The sequence below is a fragment of the Alcanivorax sp. NBRC 102024 genome (assembly GCF_001602235.1).
Classification (GTDB): domain Bacteria; phylum Pseudomonadota; class Gammaproteobacteria; order Pseudomonadales; family Alcanivoracaceae; genus Alcanivorax.
The window spans coordinates 59,909-78,836 of the sequence record NZ_BDAS01000011.1 but is presented as its reverse complement, the minus strand read 5'-3'; the positions used below and the strand labels follow the sequence as shown (position 1 = coordinate 78,836).

17 protein-coding genes are annotated in these 18,928 nt (G+C 59.6%); 10 read left to right on the top strand and 7 right to left on the bottom strand.

Annotated elements, in window-relative coordinates; translation table 11 throughout:
* Positions 1-17 precede the first annotated feature (17 nt).
* From A0251_RS14985 to A0251_RS14975, 3 genes are all read left to right on the top strand, one after another.
* Positions 18-1,025, top strand: a complete 1,008-nt coding sequence (locus A0251_RS14985) for a DNA-directed RNA polymerase subunit alpha (protein WP_062817651.1) — start codon at positions 18-20, stop codon at positions 1,023-1,025.
* Positions 1,026-1,075: 50 nt separating this feature from the next.
* Positions 1,076-1,459 carry a 50S ribosomal protein L17 gene (gene rplQ / locus A0251_RS14980; protein WP_062817650.1) on the top strand — a complete coding sequence of 128 codons (384 nt, stop codon included), beginning with the start codon at positions 1,076-1,078 and terminating at the stop codon, positions 1,457-1,459.
* Positions 1,460-1,575: 116 nt separating this feature from the next.
* Entirely contained in the window at positions 1,576-1,911 is a 336-nt protein-coding gene (locus tag A0251_RS14975) for a DOPA 4,5-dioxygenase family protein (protein WP_062817649.1), read from the top strand.
* Between the two features lie 22 nt (positions 1,912-1,933).
* On the opposite strand, the gene A0251_RS14970 is transcribed toward A0251_RS14975, so the two are convergent.
* The 4 genes from A0251_RS14970 to A0251_RS14955 form a co-directional block, all read right to left on the bottom strand.
* Entirely contained in the window at positions 1,934-2,311 is a 378-nt protein-coding gene (locus A0251_RS14970; protein WP_062817648.1) for a hypothetical protein, read from the bottom strand.
* A gap of 182 nt (positions 2,312-2,493) precedes the next feature.
* Positions 2,494-3,744, bottom strand: coding sequence for a glycerophosphodiester phosphodiesterase family protein (locus A0251_RS14965; RefSeq protein ID WP_062817647.1), 1,251 nt, complete (start codon positions 3,742-3,744; stop codon positions 2,494-2,496).
* 119 nt (positions 3,745-3,863) lie between these two features.
* Positions 3,864-6,686 carry an excinuclease ABC subunit UvrA gene (gene uvrA, locus A0251_RS14960; protein ID WP_062817646.1) on the bottom strand — a complete coding sequence of 941 codons (2,823 nt, stop codon included), beginning with the start codon at positions 6,684-6,686 and terminating at the stop codon, positions 3,864-3,866.
* Positions 6,687-6,799: 113 nt separating this feature from the next.
* On the bottom strand, positions 6,800-7,450 hold the full coding sequence (locus tag A0251_RS14955; protein ID WP_062817645.1) for a response regulator transcription factor: 651 nt from the start codon (positions 7,448-7,450) through the stop codon (positions 6,800-6,802).
* Positions 7,451-7,690: 240 nt separating this feature from the next.
* Here A0251_RS14955 and A0251_RS14950 point away from each other — a divergent pair, with 240 nt between their 5' ends.
* The 5 genes from A0251_RS14950 (at position 7,691) to gspD (ending at position 13,459) form a co-directional block, all read left to right on the top strand.
* On the top strand, positions 7,691-9,058 hold the full coding sequence (locus A0251_RS14950) for an MFS transporter (protein WP_062817644.1): 1,368 nt from the start codon (positions 7,691-7,693) through the stop codon (positions 9,056-9,058).
* Between the two features lie 105 nt (positions 9,059-9,163).
* On the top strand, positions 9,164-9,679 hold the full coding sequence (ssb, locus tag A0251_RS14945; protein WP_062817643.1) for a single-stranded DNA-binding protein: 516 nt from the start codon (positions 9,164-9,166) through the stop codon (positions 9,677-9,679).
* Between the two features lie 8 nt (positions 9,680-9,687).
* Entirely contained in the window at positions 9,688-10,422 is a 735-nt protein-coding gene (gspN, locus tag A0251_RS14940; RefSeq protein WP_062817642.1) for a type II secretion system protein N, read from the top strand.
* Between the two features lie 101 nt (positions 10,423-10,523).
* On the top strand, positions 10,524-11,393 hold the full coding sequence (locus A0251_RS14935) for a type II secretion system protein N (RefSeq protein ID WP_062817641.1): 870 nt from the start codon (positions 10,524-10,526) through the stop codon (positions 11,391-11,393).
* 11 nt (positions 11,394-11,404) lie between these two features.
* Positions 11,405-13,459, top strand: coding sequence for a type II secretion system secretin GspD (gspD, locus tag A0251_RS14930; protein WP_231874259.1), 2,055 nt, complete (start codon positions 11,405-11,407; stop codon positions 13,457-13,459).
* 104 nt (positions 13,460-13,563) lie between these two features.
* On the opposite strand, the gene A0251_RS14925 is transcribed toward gspD, so the two are convergent.
* Complete coding sequence (locus A0251_RS14925) at positions 13,564-14,574, bottom strand: hypothetical protein (RefSeq protein WP_231874258.1); 1,011 nt, start codon at positions 14,572-14,574, stop codon at positions 13,564-13,566.
* The gene (locus A0251_RS14920) at positions 14,567-16,054 is read right to left on the bottom strand and encodes an adenylate/guanylate cyclase domain-containing protein (protein WP_063509879.1); all 1,488 of its coding nucleotides are present in this window, start codon (positions 16,052-16,054) and stop codon (positions 14,567-14,569) included. Before A0251_RS14920 ends, A0251_RS14925 begins: the two co-directional genes overlap by 8 nt.
* A gap of 272 nt (positions 16,055-16,326) precedes the next feature.
* Here A0251_RS14920 and A0251_RS14915 point away from each other — a divergent pair, with 272 nt between their 5' ends.
* Positions 16,327-17,292, top strand: coding sequence for an alpha/beta fold hydrolase (locus A0251_RS14915; protein ID WP_062817640.1), 966 nt, complete (start codon positions 16,327-16,329; stop codon positions 17,290-17,292).
* A complete protein-coding gene (locus A0251_RS14910; RefSeq protein ID WP_062817639.1) occupies positions 17,279-17,773 on the top strand; it encodes a nucleoside triphosphate pyrophosphohydrolase family protein in 495 nt (164 codons plus the stop codon). Before A0251_RS14915 ends, A0251_RS14910 begins: the two co-directional genes overlap by 14 nt.
* A 166-nt stretch (positions 17,774-17,939) precedes the next feature.
* On the opposite strand, the gene A0251_RS14905 is transcribed toward A0251_RS14910, so the two are convergent.
* Complete coding sequence (locus tag A0251_RS14905) at positions 17,940-18,917, bottom strand: tocopherol cyclase family protein (protein ID WP_062817638.1); 978 nt, start codon at positions 18,915-18,917, stop codon at positions 17,940-17,942.
* Positions 18,918-18,928 lie beyond the last annotated feature (11 nt).

Here is an 18,928-nt window from a genome sequence, read left to right as displayed (position 1 = left end):
CTGCCTGAGGGATCTCTATGACCGCCGTGAACGACTTTCTCACGCCCCGCTCGATCGCGGTCAACGCGATCAACCAGACCCACGCCAAAGTGGTTCTGGAACCGCTGGAGCGTGGCTTTGGCCACACCCTGGGGACTGCGCTGCGTCGCATCCTGATCTCCAGTATGCCCGGCTGTGCGATCACCGAAGTGGAGATCGACGGGGTACAGCATGAATACTCCTCCATCGAAGGGGTGCAGGAAGATGTGATCAACATCCTGCTGAACCTGAAGGGCGTTGCTCTGAAGATGGAAGATCGCGAAGAAGCGACTCTCGAACTGGTCAAGAAAGGCCCGGGCGTTGTTACCGCGAGTGATATCCAGCGTGATCACAGTGTTGAGATCGTCAACCCGGATCACGTGATCTGCACCATTACCGGTGACACCGAATTGCGTGTGAAGCTGAAAGTGCAGAAAGGTCGTGGCTATGTAGCTGCCGACGCACGTCAGTCTGATGACGACGAGACCCGTGGCATTGGCCGTCTGCAGCTGGACGCCAGCTACAGCCCGGTACGTCGTGTGGCTTATGTGGTTGAGGCTGCCCGTGTGGAGCAGCGCACTGACCTGGACAAGCTGGTTATTGATCTGGAAACCGATGGCACCATCGATCCGGAAGAAGCGATTCGCCGCGCTGCTACCATCCTGCAGCAACAGATTGCGGTATTCGTGGATCTGGAACAGGATGCCAAGCCAGAACCGAAGCAGGAACGCGAAGAAATCGATCCCATCCTGCTGCGCCCGGTAGATGATCTGGAACTGACCGTCCGTTCCGCCAACTGCCTGAAGGCCGAGAACATTTACTACATCGGCGATCTGGTACAGCGTACCGAGGTTGAGCTGCTGAAAACCCCGAATCTGGGCAAGAAGTCGCTCACCGAGATCAAGGACGTGCTGGCTTCCAAAGGCCTGTCGCTGGGTATGCGTCTGGAAAACTGGCCCCCGGTCAGTCTTCGTGACGACGACCGGCTGAACACCAAATTGCGCTAAGTTAGTTGTTGTGGACGCTGTGAAGCGCCCCTGAACATAGGAACAGAATCATGCGTCATCGCAAAAGCGGCAGAAAACTGAATCGGAACAGCTCTCATCGTCAGGCGATGTTCCGTAACATGGCCGTGTCTCTGCTGGAGCACGAAGTGATCAAGACCACTCTGCCGAAGGCCAAAGAGCTGCGTCGTGTGGCTGAGCCGTTGATCACTCTGGCCAAGGAAGACTCGGTAGCGAACCGTCGTCTGGCTTTCGACCGCACCCGCTCCAAGGAAGTGGTTGGTAAGCTGTTCAACGAGCTGGGTCCCCGTTACCAGAGCCGTCCTGGCGGCTACGTACGTATCCTCAAAATGGGCTTCCGTGCCGGTGACAACGCACCGATGGCCTATGTTGAGCTGGTGGATCGCCCTGAGCTTGCGGACGCTGACGAAGAGTAAGCGTTCCATGCTTCAAAAAAACCGGGCTAACAGCCCGGTTTTTTTATGTCTGTCGCAAGCCGGGTGGCTTGTACTATGCTGTCAGTGAGGCTGAAAACACCTCGGGGGCAGTGTCTATGGCAATCAACGGATTTCACGCACACGTCTATTTTGACGAATCCACCTTCTCCCAGGCGGCTGCGCTCTGTCAGGCTGCCCATCAGCGTTTTGATATACCCATGGGCCAGATGCACCGCAAGCCGGTGGGCCCGCATCCATGCTGGAGTTGCCAGCTATCCATTCCTCGCCGTCTGGCGGGTGAAGTGATTCCCTGGTTGGTGGCCAGTCGAAACGGCCTGACTATCTTCGTCCACGGGCTGAGTGGCGATGATTTACGCGACCATACGGAGCTGGTCATGTGGCTGGGGGAAAGCCTGCCTCTGGATTTGAGCATCTTCCAGTTTTCCGCCTGATTCGCCGCATCCAGTCCTCGTATTACCCCTGGGCAACCTTTTGGCCACGATAGACCAGGCCCTTGCGCAGGCGTGGGTTTGCCCCATCGTCCTTGCTTTTGCTCTCGGGGCTGGGGTCAACCGGTTGTCCGCGGTACAGGCGAGCGCCAGGGCCGGGGGAATGGCTCAAGGGCGGATCCTCTCCCTCCAGCTCCAGAAGTGCCAGACGAATTTCTCCGTAGAGCCTTTGCATTCCCTGGGAGCGGGTATGACCAGCGTAATGGGCAAGCTTCTGACGGAGTGCCGGATCGGTCAGTGACAGGCTCTCGTCAAATTCGGCACGAATCAGTCGACGGCACTGATTCACCAGATTGACAATGTTGTATTGCATCAACCAGCGGTGATTGGGGGTGGCGTCCATTGCATATACTCCTCTGAATGGTTGCCGAAAGAAGCGGATCACGGTTTTCTGCGGTCACGGCTCCAGGTCCATGAGATCGAAGCAGAAAACGTGCCAGTGTGATTTGCCGGGCTGCGGGTATTGTCGCCCCATTCTGGAGCGGATCGGTGCGTTGCTGGTGCACCTGCGCCAGTCTTGTGCGCTTATGGCTTGCCCCGCAGTTTGCGGCAGTTTGCATAAAAGGTGGTGGTGGCGGGCCAGTCGGAAAAGACACCGATAACGCCCACGTCCCTTGCCAATACATCCAGCAGCATCAGGGTGTCGCCGTCGTTGTTGATAGCCGGTTTAACGCTCTGGTAGTACCAGCCACCACCGTTGGTCAGGGGGCCGGAGCGTTCCAGGGACCAGGCGATGATATCCAGGCCGGCATTGCGGGCAGCCCGGGCATAGGGGCTGGGAACAATGCGATTGCGCCTGTCGGTTGTCACCAGCATCCACAGGGGCGGGGCAATAATGTTCACGCCATAGCCTGCCAGCGTATCCATATCGGGCTGCCAGGTGCCCGGGTTTTGAGGGTCCAGTCCCTGGCTGTCACGGCCATCCAGATACACCGCCTGCTGCCCGTAACGGGGATGATGATTGATCCAGTAGCGCACGTCTTCCAGGTTGAAGGATTGCGGATACACTTGCCGAGGGGAGACCCCGGCTTGCTGGTATTCCTCGATCAGCTGGCGCGCATAGTCCTGCTGGCGGTATTCCCCTTCATAGGGCATTGCAACCTGAGGGGCTTTCAGTTCCGGTGTCATCTTTACCCCGAGCTCGCGCAACAGGGTGATGCTCTCCCGGTGACTGAGAAGGGTGCCTTTTTGGCCGTACAGGTCTGTGCGCCAGCTTGCCGTGCCCTTCAGATAGTCATGCACGGTCGTGGCACGGGGATTGGCGCCGTCCATTTTTCCCTTGAGCGTCTTGAACTCGGCCAGGGTGATGTCACTGGTGCAGCAACGGGCACTGGCCGGATTGCTGCCATCAAAGGGAGTAAACGGTTCGCTGCACTGGCTGGCCAGATCGGTTTCGAGAATATTGGTGGTGGTGTGCAGGTCGCACTGGGAGTGTCGACAGACCAGCTCGCGGTCCTTGGTGAAGGTCACATCACATTCAACGATACCGGCACCCATGCGTGCGGCGGCCCGATAGGATTCCTCGGTGTGCTCGGGGAATTGGAGCGGGGCACCGCGGTGGCCGATGGAGAAGTCGCTGCTTTGCTGTGGGCGTCGCTGACTGGCGCATTCCTGCAGCGCCTGCTTGAGAGGACCTGCGTCCATGTCTGCGACCAGATAATAGGGGCGAGGGCCCAGTTCAACGCTGTTTTTCGACCCGTGACTGGCACAGGCAGCAGCGGCAAGGCCGATGGCCAGGGTGGTGATGCACGCTTTCAGTGCCACTATCCGTTTCATGATCTGTCTCCCGAAAGAAGAATGAAACGGATTGTGCCGCGGCTTTATGACGGTGGGATGGGCAGCGCACTGCGGCTGTGTGACGTTGCCGGAAAGTGTGCTGCCGTTCACGGTTAGACCTATTTCAGCATGCCTTTCAGGAAACGACCGGTGTGGCTGCCTTTCACTTTCGCCACTTCCTCCGGCGTCCCTTCTGCGATGATCTCGCCCCCGCCGTCGCCCCCTTCCGGGCCCAGATCCACGATCCAGTCGGCGGTCTTGATCACATCCAGGTTGTGTTCGATCACCACCACGGAGTTGCCATGATTGGCCAACCGGTTTAGCACGTCCAGTAATAACTGGATATCCGCGAAGTGCAGGCCGGTGGTGGGCTCGTCGAGAATATAGAGGGTGTTGCCGGTGTCCCGGCGGGACAGTTCCTTGGCCAGCTTGACCCGCTGGGCTTCGCCGCCGGACAGGGTGGTGGCCGCCTGCCCAAGTTTTACATAGCTCAGGCCCACATCCATCAGGGTCTGCAGCTTGCGGGCCAGGGAGGGCACCGCATCAAAGAATTCCCGGGCGTCTTCGATGGTCAGATCCAGCACCTCGAAGATGTTCTTGCCTTTATAGGTGATCTCCAGGGTTTCCCGGTTGTAGCGTTTCCCTTCGCAGACCTCACAGGGCACATAGATATCCGGCAGGAAGTGCATTTCTACCTTGATAACCCCATCGCCCTGACAGGCTTCACAGCGACCGCCTTTCACGTTGAAACTGAAACGACCGGGCTTGTAACCGCGGGCACGGGCTTCCTGGGTGCCGGCAAAGAGCTCGCGCACCGGCGTGAAGATACCGGTATAGGTGGCAGGGTTGGAGCGCGGCGTGCGGCCGATAGGGCTCTGGTCGATATCCACCACCTTGTCGAAATGCTCCAGTCCCTCAATGGCCTCATGGGGCGATGCCTTCAGGGTGGTCGCCTTGTTCAGTTTAGTGGCGGCCAGGGGATAGAGGGTGCTGTTGATCAGGGTGGATTTGCCGGAGCCGGAGACCCCGGTGATGCAGGTAAACAGGCCCACCGGAATGTTCAGGGGGTGTCCCTTGAGATTATTACCGGTGGCACCGTGCAGGGTTAGCCAGTTGTCGTCCGGGTTCTGGCGGCGCTGTTTGGGCACTGCAATCGTCTTGCGGCCGGACAAATAGTCGCCGGTCAGGGAGTCCGGGTTGTCGGCGACCTGTTTGGCTGTGCCCTGGGCAACGACCTTGCCACCATGCACGCCGGCGCCGGGGCCGATGTCGATCACATGGTCGGCAAGACGGATGGCGTCCTCATCATGCTCTACCACCAGTACTGTGTTGCCCAGATCGCGCAGACGGGTGAGGGTATTGAGCAGACGCTCGTTGTCGCGCTGGTGCAGGCCGATGGAAGGCTCATCCAGCACGTACATGACGCCGACCAGTCCCGCGCCAATCTGGCTGGCCAGGCGAATACGTTGTGCCTCGCCCCCGGAGAGGGTTTCCGCACTGCGTTCCAGAGTCAGGTATTCCAGCCCCACGTTGACCAGGAACTGCAGGCGGTCGCGGATTTCCTTGAGGATCTTGTCGGCAATCTCCCCTTTGCTGCCGGGCAGGCTCAGTTCGCTGAAATACGCATGGGCCTTGCCCACCGCAAGACGAACCACTTCCGGCAGCGTGGTTTCTTCGATAAACACATGTCTGGCCGCTTCGCGCAGCCGCGAGCCATGACAGCTGGGGCAGCTGGAGGTGGACATGTAGCCGAGCAGGTCTTCGCGCACCGCGTCAGACTCGGTTTCCCGGTAGCGCCGCTCCATGTTGGGGATGATGCCCTCGAACGGATGGTTGCGCTTGATGATGTCGCCGCGATCGTTGAGGTAACGGAATTCGATGCTTTCCTTGCCGGTACCGTGCAGCACTTTCTTGCGGATATCCTTGGGCAGTTCCCGGAACGCCACGTCCATGTCGAAGCCCAGACTCTGGGACAGGGAGTTGAGCATCTGGAAATAGTAGACGTTGCGGCGGTCCCAACCGCGAATGGCGCCCTCCGACAGGGACAGTTCGTCGGAATTGATGACCTTGTCTTCATCAAAGAACTGCTTCACGCCCAGCCCATCACAACTGGGGCAGGCGCCGGCCGGGTTATTGAAGGAAAACAGCCGTGGCTCCAGCTCGGGAATCGAATAGCCGCAGTGTGGGCAGGCAAACTTGGCGGAGAAGGTCACTTCCTCCCCGTCACCGTCCATGGGGGCAATGATGGCGATATCGTCTGCCAGGTTAAGCGCGGTTTCAAAGGATTCCGCCAGCCGGTTCTGCAGGTCGTCGCGGACCTTGAAGCGGTCCACCACTACCTCGATGGTGTGCTTCTTGTTCTTGTCCAGATCCGGGGTGTCATCCATGTCGTAGATGCGACCGTCGATGCGTGCGCGGATAAAGCCCTGGGCGCGCAATTCCTCGAACAGGTGCAGATGCTCGCCTTTTTTCTCGCGGATCACGGGTGCCAGCAGCATTAGTTTGCTGCCTTCTTCCATGGCCAGCACCTGGTCCACCATCTGGCTGATGGTCTGGGCAGCCAAGGGCGCATCGTGCTCCGGACAACGGGGCTCGCCCACCCGGGCAAACAGCAGGCGCAGGTAATCATAGATTTCGGTAATGGTGCCTACGGTGGAGCGGGGGTTGTGGCTGGTGGATTTCTGCTCGATTGAGATGGCTGGGCTGAGGCCCTCGATGTGATCCACATCGGGCTTTTCCATCATCGACAGAAACTGGCGGGCATAGGTGGACAGGGATTCCACATAGCGGCGCTGACCTTCCGCGTAAAGGGTGTCGAAGGCCAGTGAGGATTTCCCCGAGCCGGACAGGCCTGTGATCACCACGAGCTTGTCACGCGGGATATCCAGATCCACGTTCTTCAGGTTATGAGTCCGTGCACCGCGAACCAGAATGGTATCCATCAACTACCCCTGACTACTGTCAAAATGAACAGGGCAGTATAGGCGAATTTGTGTGAAGGGGAAAAGAAAGGCGTCCAGTGGCGTCGGACGCCTGGCGTCCGACGCGCGCAGCCCTAGAGGTTCTCTTGCGCCCAGTTCACCGCCTGCAGGCGGTTGGAGGCGTTGATCTTTTTGAAGATGTTGTAGATGTGCGTCTTGATGGTGTGCGGGCTCAGATTCAGGCTGGTGGCGATTTCCGAGTTCTTGGCGCCGGTGGCCATCACTTTCAGCACTTCCACTTCCCGATCAGTGAGGTTCACCTCGCTGCGAGAGAAGGTCTTGTTGAAGGTGCGGCTTTTCATCAGATAGGCCTGCAGCACAGAGCGCGGGAACCACAGCTCGCCGTCGAAAATGGCCTTGATGCCTTTGCTGAGTAGTGCCTGGGGGCAGTCATGCTGGAAGCCGCCGTTGACCATGGGCAGGCCTGCAAGACGAGAGAGAGAGTCATCGCTGTCCACATTGAACAGGGCGATCAAAACGTCGCTTTCCACTTCCTGGTCTGCTTCCAGCAGGTGGGCGATGACCTCGTTCACGTCAACGCTGTGGTAATCCACCAGAAACAGGTTCTGGTCGAATTCCCGCAGGGTCTCCACGGAAACCCCTTCCACGGAGGGAATGCTTTTGGTCGCCACATCTTCCTTGACGAGAAATTCGGTGAGCAGGGCATTTTGTAGTTGCTGGCTGCCGACTACGTAAACTTGTTGGGTTTGTTCTTGGCTGTTCATCGATGCCGTCCATGATGTCTCAGGCGAAGCCTAAGAAAAAAAACTTATCAGCACGTGAATTTATCACCGCTTTGACCGGGGTTCAATTTACCATTGCCCGGTTTTACTGATTTCACGATTTGAGGGGCCAAAGTGGTGCACGGTGTCCTGGCCCGGCACCACGGGGAATCTGGTACACTGCCCGCCTTTTTGTAGCGGTCGCGAGGTTGCGGCCTCCCGTTTCTGGAGCAACAAGCGTTCATGTCGGCATCGTCTTCCCGTCTTTTGCAGCGGACAGAGCTGAAAACCACCGGCTATCTGGCGACCATCTTCGCGCTGCGGATGTTTGGCCTGTTCATGATTTTGCCGATTTTTGCGGTCTACGGGCAGTCCCTGGAAGGCGCCACACCGCTGCTGATCGGCACCGCCATCGGGGCCTACGGCCTGATGCAGGCCCTTTTGCAGATACCCTTCGGCATGCTCTCGGACCGTTTCGGGCGGCGCCCCCTGTTACTGATTGGCCTGCTGCTGTTTGTGGCCGGGGGCGTGGTGGCGGCCATGAGTGACCATATCCATGGTGTCATTGCCGGGCGCGCCCTGCAGGGGGCGGGGGCCATCGCCAGTGTGATCATGGCGCTGATTGGCGATGTGGTCAGCGAGAAGCATCGTACCCGGGCCATGGCGCTGATTGGCATGTCCGTGGGGGGCTCTTTTGTGCTGGCGCTGATCCTCGGACCGCTGCTGGCCAGCTGGCTGGGTCTTTCCGGCCTGTTCTGGATGACCTCGGTGATGGGGGGCTTCGCCCTGATTGTGGCCATGGTGGTGCCGGCACCAAAGGCGTTACAGGGGGAGGCCTTGCCGGTGGGGGTGCGTTTCCGCCGGGTGCTTTCCAGTAAAACGCTGCTGCGGTTTGATGTGGGGATTTTTACCCTGCACCTGATCATGACGGCCTCTTTTGTGGTGGTGCCGGCCCTGCTCAGCGAACGGCTCGGGCTGGGGCTGCGTAGCCACAGCCTGATCTACCTGGGCGTGCTGGTGGCCGGGTTCGTGGCCATGGTGCCCCTGATCATCCGCGCCGAAAGGCGTGGTGCGGTGCCGGTGAAACGGCTGGCCGTGGTGTTGCTGGCGGTATCCCAGATCCTGTTGGCCCTGGCCGGTGCCGAACTGTGGCACTTTGTGTTGGCCCTGTTGGTGTTCTTTGCAGCCTTTAACCTGCTTGAAGCGCTGCTGCCCTCGCTGGTGGGGCGGGCGGCGCCGGCGGGCACCCGGGGCACGGCCATGGGGGTATACTCTACGAGCCAGTTTCTGGGCGTCTTTGTCGGCGGGCAACTGGGTGGGGCGCTGTACCAGTGGGTCGGTGCCGAGGCGGTGTTCTACGGCTGTGCGGCGTTGGCCGCGGTCTGGCTGGTGGTGCTGGCGGGGCTGCAAGAGCTGCCGAAGCTGGATAATCGGGTGTTGATCTTGGCGCCGGACCAGGATTGGCACAAACTGGCTCGTGATCTGCAAACGGTGCCCGGTGTGGTGGAAACCGTGATCGTCGAGGAGCAGGCCCTGGCGCTTCTGAAGGTGGATGCCGGGCAACTGGATGAAGCCCGGCTTGCGGGACTCGCGGGCGCCGGGCAAAGCTGACACAATGTTTGGCTTGATCTGACATGCATTTGAGAAACCGGTGATTTACCTGACAGGGAATCGCCGGCTACAACAGTACTGACCCTGAGAGTCACGGAGAGAAACATGGCGCGCGGCGTTAACAAGGTAATTCTGATTGGTAACCTGGGGGCAGACCCGGAAACCCGTTTCATGCCCAGCGGTGGCGCGGTCACCAATGTTCGCTTGGCCACCAGCGAAACCTGGAAAGACAAGCAAAGCGGCCAGATGCAAGAGCGCACTGAATGGCACCGGGTGGTGTTTTTCAACAAGCTGGGCGAGATTGCCGGTGAGTACCTGAAGAAGGGCTCCAAGGTCTATATCGAAGGCTCCATTCGTACCCGCAAATGGCAAGGCCAGGATGGCCAGGATCGCTACACTACCGAAATCGTGGCCAACGAGATGCAGATGCTGGACGGCCGTGGCGACGGTGGCGGTGGCCAGGGCGGCGGCTATGCCCCCCAGGGCAACCAGGGCGGCTACCAGAACGATAATTACGGCGGTGGCGGGAATGCCGCTCCCCAGCAAAACCCGGCCGCAAACCAGAATCAAGGCGGGTTCAGTGGCCCGGCAGATGATTTCGACGACGATATCCCGTTCTGAGAACTGCCATGCCTCGTAATTTGACCCTGGCACTGGTCTTTGTTGTCAGCTTGTTGGTCTTTCTGGTCCTGGGGATGCCCGCCGCCGTGGTGGTGGAGCGAGTGCCGGCCATGCGTGTGGGAGGGGCGGTGCTGACACTGTCTGAGCCCCGTGGACGCTGGTGGCAGGGACAGGCGCAGTGGCGCTGGAAACAATTGCAGGGCTCGCTGGACTGGACCCTGGATTGGCACGGACTGGTCCCGGGTACGCAACTGTCCTTGCGAAGTGATGCGGGGGAGCCGGCGAGCCTGACGGCCTGGGTTGGCGCTGACTGGGGCGATTGGCAGGTGGAGCAGGCGCGCCTGTCCCTGCCGGTGGCGTTGGTGGCGGACCATGTACCCCAGGGGGGCGCGGATGGCCGGGTGGATGCGGTCCTGATGTCGCTGCAGGTCGCGGATGATGCCATTCAACACGTTCAAGGCACCCTGGATTACAGTGGTGGCACCGTGACCTGGGGGCGCAATGGCGCTGCCGACGTGCCGCCGCTACAGGGCCGTTTGAGCATGGAAGACCAGGTGCCTTCGCTGCAGGTGACAGACCCCGAGGGCGAACGCCTGGTGCAGGCGCGGATCAATGAGGGCCGCTTTCATCTGGAAGTGATGCGCGCCTGGCCCTTGTTGTTGGGGGTGAGCCAGGGCGGAAGCCCGGATGACGTGGTTTTCCAGATGTCGCAACCGTTCTCGCTCAAACGCGGGCAGGGTTGAGAAGCGGAAAACCTCGTTTCAGTAACACTATATTGCAATAATTTGCCTTGAAATCCGGTATCTTCAGTCCGGCAATAACGATAAAGGAAGAGCGGACAGTTATGTCGCAGTGGGCAGCGTGGGGTCAGTATCAGCAGTGGGGCAAGCCGGTGCGCTGGTTGGTTGCCGTTTTGCTGGTGATCATATTGGCTTTTGTGCTGGCGCAGACCTTCTGGCTGTTGTGGTGCGGACCCAACGAGCCGATTCCTTCCAATAGCAAGACCCGTTTGCAGGTTGCCTCCTCCGGCAAGACGGTCAGCCTGAGTCAGTCCCAGGTAGACAGCTGGCAATTGTTCGGCAGCTTCCAGCAGGACGCAGCCCCCCCGTCAGACAAGCCCACCGACGCACCGGAAACCCGCCTGCGCCTGGAGCTGCTGGGTGTATTCCAGACCGCTGATACCGAAAAAGCCTCAGCCATCATTGCCGAAAAGGGCAAGGAAGGTGAGTTGTACCGGATCGGTGACAGTATTCCCGGTAATGCCAGCCTGGAAGAGGTGTATCCGGACCGGGTCATTCTGCGTCGGGCCGGACGCCTGGAAACCCTGCGTTGGTCCGACAGCTCGCTGGGCGGTGTTAGTCAGGTTGAGCCCACACGGGCTGAGCCGGCGTCGCCGCCGCCAGAGGAGCAGGCCGTCAGTGAAGGCAGCGACGAAGACCTGAGGGTACAGCGCAAGGCCATCATCGGTCAGTTGGGGCTGCAGCCGGTGGCTCAGGGAGATAATCAGGGCTATCAGTTGGGCAAGCGTGCCCCCAAACAATTGATCAGTCAGGTCGGCTTGCAAAGCAGTGATGTCATCCTTTCCGTCAATGGCCATTCGCTGGGCACTGAGGAAGGTGACATGGCTGCGTTGCGCTCATTCCAGGAAACCCGCCAGGCCAGTATCGTGGTGCAGCGGGGTGATCAGCAATTCACCGTGAATTATCCGCCATAGTGAGTGGTTTTATGATGTCCTTTTTCAAAGCCTCGGCACTCCGAACACTGATTGTGGTGCTGTTGTCGGCAACGGCGTTGACTGTCCAGGCCCAGGTTGCAGCCAGTGAAGATGGCAAAAGCTGGACAGTGAATATCCGTAATGCGGATATCCAGGCGTTTATCAGCCAGATTGCCGACATGACCGGCAAGAACTTTGTCGTCGACCCCCGCGTTCGGGCCCGGGATGTCACGGTGGTATCTACCAAGGCGTTGTCGGCCTCCGAAGTCTACGAGTTGTTTTTGTCCGTGCTGCAAGTCCATGGCTATGCGGCAGTGCCATCCGGCGACATCATCAAGATCGTTCCCAATACCACCGCAAAACAAAGCAATCTGCCGCTGGTGGGCGAGAACGAGTCGGGAGGTGAGGCGCTGGTGACCCGGGTGATTCCGGTGGAAAACTCCCCTGTGGAAGAGCTGGTACCGGTCTTGCGCCCGTTGGTGCCCCAGTACGGCCATCTGGCGGCGGTGGGATCGGCCAATGCGCTGATCATCAGCGACCACATCGATAATATCCGCCGCATGGAAGCGATCATCGCCAGCCTGGACAATGCCGAGTCCGAGGATGTCCAGGTCATCAAGCTGGAGCATGCCTTTGCCGGCGACATGGTAAAAATGCTGGAAAGTCTCACGCCGCAGACCGGCGGTCGGCGTGGCAAGACCAAGGATGGCGGCGTTACGGTGGTGGCGGATGAGCGTACCAATCGGCTTATCATCAAGGGGGACCGCATTACCCGCCAGCGCATGGCACAAATGATTCGTAACCTGGACACCCCAGCCAGTGCCACAGGCGGTGTCCAGGTGGTCCGCCTGAGCCATGGCGATGCGGAGGCGCTGGCCGAGCTGCTCAAGAACTTTGCTGAAGGGGCCTCCGCTGCCAAGCCGGGCGCGGATGGCAAGACCGCTGCCGCCGCGATGACCGGCGACAAGGTTTCCATTCAGGCGGACAAGTCGCTCAATGCCCTGGTGATCCGCGCCGAGCCGGCGATGATGAAGGAAATCATGTCGGTGATCAGTCAGCTGGATGTGCGCCGTGCACAGATCCTTATCGAAGCGGCAATCGTGGAAGTGTCCGGGGATACCGGCAAGGCGCTGGGTTTTCAGTATGTGGGCGGTAGTGACGAAAGCGGCGTGGGTGCCATCAACTTCGGCAACGCCGGGCTGACCATTAATTCCATTGTTCAGGCCCTGGCGACCGATGATCCCTCGGGCCTTGCCCTGGGTGATGGGATTACCATGGGCTTCGGGGAGCAGGACTCCAACGGGGATTTGAAGTGGGGGGCGCTTATCCAGGCACTGTCCACGTCCACCGACGTGAACCTGCTTTCCACACCCAGTATTCTGACCCTGGATAATCAGGAAGCCTCTATTGTGGTGGGGGAGAATGTTCCCTTTATCACCGGCACCAGCACCAGCACCGGTTCCGGTGTCTCCAACCCCTTTCAGACCATCCAGCGGGAAGATGTGGGGCTGAGTCTGAAGGTGACTCCCCATGTGGCCGGGTTGTCCACCATTCGTCTGGAGCTGGAGCAGGAAAATTCCCAGGTCAAAGACTCTGTAGGCGAAGCGGCCGATATCGTGACGACCACTCGCAAGCTGGAAAGTACGGTGCTGGCGGATGACGGCGAAACCATTGCTCTGGGCGGACTGATTCGCGACAACATCACCAAGACGGTACGCAAGGTGCCGATCCTGGGCGATATCCCGCTGTTGGGTATCCTGTTTCGCTCTACCAGTAATTCGCGGGAAAAAAGCAATCTGATGGTCTTCCTGCGACCCACTATCCTGCCGGATAACGAGCGTTTGTTGAGCATGACCCGCCAGAAGTACATGGGCATTACTGCCCTGCAGTTTGAGCTGAACAATCAGGGAGAGCTGGAGCAAGTGGTGCGAGATCCCCTGCCGGTGAGTCTTGAGCAGGTGTTTGAAGGGCGCAAGAATGTGTCTCCGGAATTCCGCGAGGCCTATGACGCCCAGCAAAACGCCCCTGCCAAGGAGGCTGAGGTCGAGGAATCCGAGTCGCAGTAATGCTCTTGCGGTAAAAGACCCGCCAAAAAAACGCGCCATAACGGCGCGTTTTTTTATGGGCTTGCCGGGGGAGTGATTGCCTCCCGGTTCGCTGGCCTGCTTCGCTAGTCGTCTTGCAGGTTGCGAAGGTTGGTCAGCACCCGGCGACTGCGTTCCAGTTTTTTGATCAGTTCCTCGTTATCCGGGTATAGCGGGGCCACCTGCGTCCAGATTCTGTAGGCCTCGCGATACTGACCGCGGGCATACAGGGCTTCGCCGGTATTCATCTCTTCGCTAAAGCGACGCCGGGCCCACTGTTCAAGCCGTTTTTGATGATCGCTCAGTGCCGGATTGTTCTGATGCTGATTGAGGAAGCGGCGAGCGGCGAGTAACGCGTCAAGCTGCCCGTTTCGCTGGTAACGTGCCATCAGCTGATCCGCCTCGGTGAGCAGGGCGCGATTGTGTCTGGCGCGGGCTCGCTTGCTGGCGTCGTTGAGAATCTGTTGCGCCTTGGCCAGTTGCGGTGACGGCGGCTGCTCCGGCGCCAGCCGGTGAGCGGCACTCAGCAGGTTGCGGGCCAGGAGCCATTGCTGGCGCTGGGCGAAATATTCCCCAAGCCGGGTCATATCCTCCACCACATACCGCCGCTCCTCGGCCAGTTGCTGGCGTTCCTGCTTTGCTTTGGGTAGATGGAAGCCGCTCAGTTTCTCTGTCAGGTCAGCGTTCTGCATCAGGGCGCTGGCCTGGGCCTGGCGACGCTCGGCCAGCAGTTGGTTAAGCTGGTGCTCCTCCAGGCTGCTCAGGGCGGCCAGCAGTTCTCCCAGGGCCGACGGGTCTACCACCTTGTCGCGATGCGCCGCAATCAGGTTGTGCGCCTGCTCCCAGTGTTGTTTTCGGCTCATGGCCTCGGCCTCGAGGATCAGGCGCTGGCGGTACTGGTTACTGGCCAGAATGATGCCGGGATACTGTTCCTGCAGCAGAGCATATTGATCATGATCGGGATGGGTCTGTTCAATGATGGCGGCTGCACGGGCGTAATCATCCTCCGCCAGGGCCTCGCTGACCTGTTGCTGCGGGTCGCCCAGGCTGGCGCAGCCGCCCAGCAGCGCTGCCATCACCAGGCCGGCCTTACGCACGTTGCGACTCCGTGTTCAGTTTTGCCAGGAATTGGGCGATACGCTGCTCCATCAGGGTCTCCGACAAAGCGTGAACGCCATCGATGCGGAAGGTGCTGACCGGTTCGGCCTTGCCGCGGATGCGCATGGCACCGTACTCGGTGGCTCGCACCCGAGAGGCGATATTGGGGTTGGTCAGGAGCGGCGCGGCGGCAATGATTTCGTTACCGCCGGCCATATTGGACAGCCGTGAGGCCAGATTGACGGTGTCTCCGACCACGGTGTACTGCATTCGCTCCCGGGAGCCCAGGTTACCGGCCAGCATGGCGCCGGAATTGATGCCGATGCGGAATTCCACGGTAGTGTGGCCGCGGGCGCGGCGGAATTCGTTCAGCCTTTCCACCATCCGCTGAATCATGACCGCACAACACAGCCCGTGAAACAGATGCTCATCATCTTTCTCCGGCACCCCGAACACGATCATGGCGCAGTCGCCCATGTATTTGTCGATGGTGCCACGGTAAAAGGTGGTCGCGGTGGTGATGGCATCGAAATACACATTCAGCATTTCGGCGATGGCATCCGGAGCCAGGGTCTCCGATAACCGGGTAAAGCCGACAATGTCAGCGAATACCACGGTGGCCTGGACATCGCGGCCACCCAGTTGTACCTGATCCAGGTCAGCCATCATGTTGTGCGCGACCGACGGGCTCACGAAACGTTTCAGAACCTGCTCCACCTGGTCCTTTTCCAGCATGCCGTGGGCCATGGTGTTATAAGCCTCAATAAGACCACCGATCTCATCATTGCGACGATCCTGAATCCGATAATTCAGGTCTCCCCGGCGCATGGCGCTGGTGGCCTCCAGCAGATCGTGAATGGGTCGAGCCAATCGACGGCTAATCAGGAATGAAGCAATGATGGCGATCACGCTCATGATCAGGGTGGCGTTGATCATGGTGTCTTGTACGGATTCCCTGGCAGCCATGATCGGCCGATCGGACAGGGAGATGGCTGTGTAACCGGCCACCGAATCGTTCACATCCACAGTGGCGTAGTAGGTGGTGACAGGCTCGTCCTGCAGTTCCCAGTGCTTGATCCTTTCCTGCAGTGGGTTGGCTGCCAGCGGCAAGATGCCGGCCTTGTCGACCAGGTTGCCACTGCGGTCGAACAGGGCGGCGCCGCGCACACTGTCACTGCGTGTCAGGTTATTGAGCTGAACCTTGAGCAGAAAATTGTCATCGGCCAGCAGTGGTTCACGGGCTGTATTGGCCAGTTGCAAGGCAATGGCTTCACCAAAGGTGTCCGCCTGTTCGCGCATGCGGTCGAGTTGGTTATTGAGAAGCAGGGAACCAAGAATGGCCATGCCACACAAAATCAGCAGGGAAATCGACAGGCCCAGTTTCCAGGCCACAGGGAAGTATTCCGGCACATAGGGTGCCAGCCATTGGCCAATGCGGCTGGGCTTCGTGGGGCGGGCTTGTCCTTGCGGCTCGGTCACGATGCATCCCTGGTCGAGTCAAAACGGTCACTGCACGCGCTTGTCAGCGGTGGATCATGCTGTCAAATTCACAGGTCGACCCGGCGCCGGTTGACCGGTTGCGTGGCAGCTTGGAGCTGAGACCGCCGTGACGATGCTGAGTTCTTGTTCTTTTTGTGCGTATGCTGAATCACAACAATGATCAAACGGATATGCTAACAATAGCACTTTCGTCGTGTCGGGTAAGTAGTTGTCAATACTGACTGGCTGAATAGCAATCGGGAAGAGAGAGTATGGCATTTATACGTGAGCGGCAGCTTGCCGCCAATGGTCTGGATTTTTTCGTGGCCGAGGCCGGAGAGCCGGGAAACCCGTTGGTATTGTGCCTGCACGGTTTTCCGGAATGTTGGGCTTCCTGGCGCTACCAATTGCCCGTATTGGCCCAATCCGGTTACCACGCGGTGGCCCCGGACCTGCGGGGTTACGGTTACACCGGGGGGCCGGCGGACGTGGATGCCTATCGTCAGAGTGTGCTGGTCGAGGACGTGGTTGCGCTGATCAAGGCGCTGGGTCATGACTCAGCGATCCTCATTGGTCACGACTGGGGCTGTGCGTTGACCTGGCAGGTGGCACGTCGCTATCCGCAGAGGGTTCGTGCCGTGGTGGGTATGTCGGTGCCCTATGGCGGACCGGCCCCGGAGGCACCCACCGAGTCCATGCGGCGGCTGTTCGAGGATCGTTTCTTCTACATGCTCTACTTCCAGAAGCCGCAATTGCCGGAACAGGAGCTGGAGGCAGATGTGGCCACCAGTCTGCGCAAGATTTTCCATGGTCTGTCCGCTGACGGCATTGCCGATTTCCGGGTACGTCCGGACGACACGGGGTTCCTGCAATCCATGCCCACCCCGGAACAACAACCACGCTGGATGCGCGAGGAAGATCTGGCCTATTACGTGGAGCGCTTCCAGCACAGCGGCTTTACCGGACCGATCAATTGGTACCGGTCCATGGATGCTTCCTGGGAGGAGAGCCGGGATGATGACAACTGGCAGCTGACCATGCCCACCCTGTTTATCGGCGGTATGCAGGACCCGGTCATCGTCTTCAGTCAGAAGGCGCTGCAACGTATGCCCGATTACATCCCGGACCTGCGTACGGTGATGCTGGATCAATGCGGACACTGGATTCAGATGGAGCAGGCGGCAGAAGTGAACCGTGAGATGATTGCCTTTCTGGAGGAAGTCGATGGCAAAGCCTGAACAAACCAGCAATTTCCACCGGGTGGGCGAGTTTCACCGCGCCTTTTCCCTGCCGGTGGAGTCGCAACCGGTGGTGCCCGATGACGCCACAATCCGTTTGCGCCTGGCTCTGCTGCTGGAAGAGTTTCACGAGCTGGCCGAGGCGACCTGCCAGCAAGCGGATTCAGACCAGCAGGCGTTCCTCGCTACCCTGGCGGCTGCCAGAGAACAACTGGCGTCGCTAAGTGGTTTCCGGGTGGACCTGGTGGAAGTGGCTGATGCGCTCACCGATATCAATTACGTGACGTATGGAGCCGGGCATACCTTCGGCATCGACCTGAACGCCACCTGCGAGGAAGTGCATCGCAGCAATATGAGCAAGCTGGGTGCGGATGGCAAACCGGTGAAAGACGAGCGCGGCAAGGTACTCAAGGGGCCGGCCTATTCGCCGCCGGCGCTGGCGCCGGTTTTGGCCCGGCAGGGGCAAAACGACGCGGGATGAACCGCAACGTTGAGTCGGCGGATGCAGTGCCAGTGTTACCCTGCCGGCCTGGCAGCGAGTGACGAGGTACGCGTCGCGAAAAGTAATACGGGTTTGCCTCTCGATAGTCGTACTTCGTCACTCGTGCCTGATGAAGTACCTGTAAGCCAGCGTCGTCCTCACGGTCCTAAATCTGCAGAGTCATCCCCGCCGGCAACCGGTCGGTCAAAATTTCAAACGCCCCGCCATGGGCACTGTGCAGCACCCGTTCCGGGCGTCCGCGGCGGGTCAGGGTCACGTTGACGCTGGCCAGTTTGCTGTTCAGGCAAATCTTGTTGCCGCCAGGTGGGTTGTAGTAGGTAAGCGCGGCCACCCGGTCCGCTATCGTCGTCATGCTGATGCCCAATTCGGCATTGCCGTTCCGGGTGTGCAGGCTCCACTGGAAAGGGCGGTAGTGCGCGTTGGCCCGCACCGCCCGTGACAGACTGTTGAAAAGCAGGGTTTCTCCATCCAGTCGCAGGGCGGCAATGGACAATTGCGGACTGTATAATGGGCCAAGCTTTACCTGGGCAGTGGCGCATTCCAGAAAGGCGTCCGGGGCATTATCGAAACCCGCCACCTGGCCCCAGGCATAGCGGTCAGTGTGCTGGCTGCCCCAGTTATGGTTTTCACTGCCGGGCCACTGATCCAGCACAAGGGTTTCCCCATTCAGGCTCAGGGTGCCGCTGAGGCGGATATGGGGGCGGCTGACCAGGGACTTGGCCTTGGGAAGAGAGCGTTGGTAGAAGCGCTCCGGCAGAAACAGCAGCGGTGCCTCTCCGTCATCGTAGTGCAGATCCCAGCACAATTGGTCGCTGCCCTGTTGCAGTTGTCCCTGCAGAACACCTGGCGCCAGGTGGTTGTTGCCGGCATCCACCTGCATCTGTGAGGTGCTGAACCGGCACTCTTGCAGAGGAAATTCCTCCTTGAAGGCATGGGGCCGCTGGCGGCTGCCATCACTCCATACCGCCCACACTTCCCCCAGGGCCGGGCGCTGATCCCGGGCGCGGAACAGGGTGTAGCGAATCCAGATGGCCTGGGGCTTGTGCGGGTGATTGGCGCGCACAAACCAGGATTCGTAATGGCCGCCCTCGGCAGGGGCCTGCAGGCCGTAGTAGGGAATCATCGGGTACTCCT

Bases quoted from the DNA above. Each gene is read 5' to 3' on its own strand.
- gspD (WP_231874259.1), top strand. From the start codon at position 11,405: ATGATGTCCTTTTTCAAAGCCTCGGCACTCCGAACACTGATTGTGGTG.
- rplQ (WP_062817650.1), top strand. From the start codon at position 1,076: ATGCGTCATCGCAAAAGCGGCAGAAAACTGAATCGGAACAGCTCTCAT.
- A0251_RS14915 (WP_062817640.1), top strand. From the start codon at position 16,327: ATGGCATTTATACGTGAGCGGCAGCTTGCCGCCAATGGTCTGGATTTT.
- A0251_RS14970 (WP_062817648.1), bottom strand. From the start codon at position 2,311: ATGGACGCCACCCCCAATCACCGCTGGTTGATGCAATACAACATTGTC.
- A0251_RS14965 (WP_062817647.1), bottom strand. From the start codon at position 3,744: ATGAAACGGATAGTGGCACTGAAAGCGTGCATCACCACCCTGGCCATC.
- ssb (WP_062817643.1), top strand. From the start codon at position 9,164: ATGGCGCGCGGCGTTAACAAGGTAATTCTGATTGGTAACCTGGGGGCA.
- A0251_RS14935 (WP_062817641.1), top strand. From the start codon at position 10,524: ATGTCGCAGTGGGCAGCGTGGGGTCAGTATCAGCAGTGGGGCAAGCCG.
- A0251_RS14910 (WP_062817639.1), top strand. From the start codon at position 17,279: ATGGCAAAGCCTGAACAAACCAGCAATTTCCACCGGGTGGGCGAGTTT.
- A0251_RS14950 (WP_062817644.1), top strand. From the start codon at position 7,691: ATGTCGGCATCGTCTTCCCGTCTTTTGCAGCGGACAGAGCTGAAAACC.
- A0251_RS14955 (WP_062817645.1), bottom strand. From the start codon at position 7,450: ATGAACAGCCAAGAACAAACCCAACAAGTTTACGTAGTCGGCAGCCAG.
- A0251_RS14975 (WP_062817649.1), top strand. From the start codon at position 1,576: ATGGCAATCAACGGATTTCACGCACACGTCTATTTTGACGAATCCACC.
- uvrA (WP_062817646.1), bottom strand. From the start codon at position 6,686: ATGGATACCATTCTGGTTCGCGGTGCACGGACTCATAACCTGAAGAAC.
- A0251_RS14985 (WP_062817651.1), top strand. From the start codon at position 18: ATGACCGCCGTGAACGACTTTCTCACGCCCCGCTCGATCGCGGTCAAC.
- gspN (WP_062817642.1), top strand. From the start codon at position 9,688: ATGCCTCGTAATTTGACCCTGGCACTGGTCTTTGTTGTCAGCTTGTTG.
- A0251_RS14905 (WP_062817638.1), bottom strand. From the start codon at position 18,917: ATGATTCCCTACTACGGCCTGCAGGCCCCTGCCGAGGGCGGCCATTAC.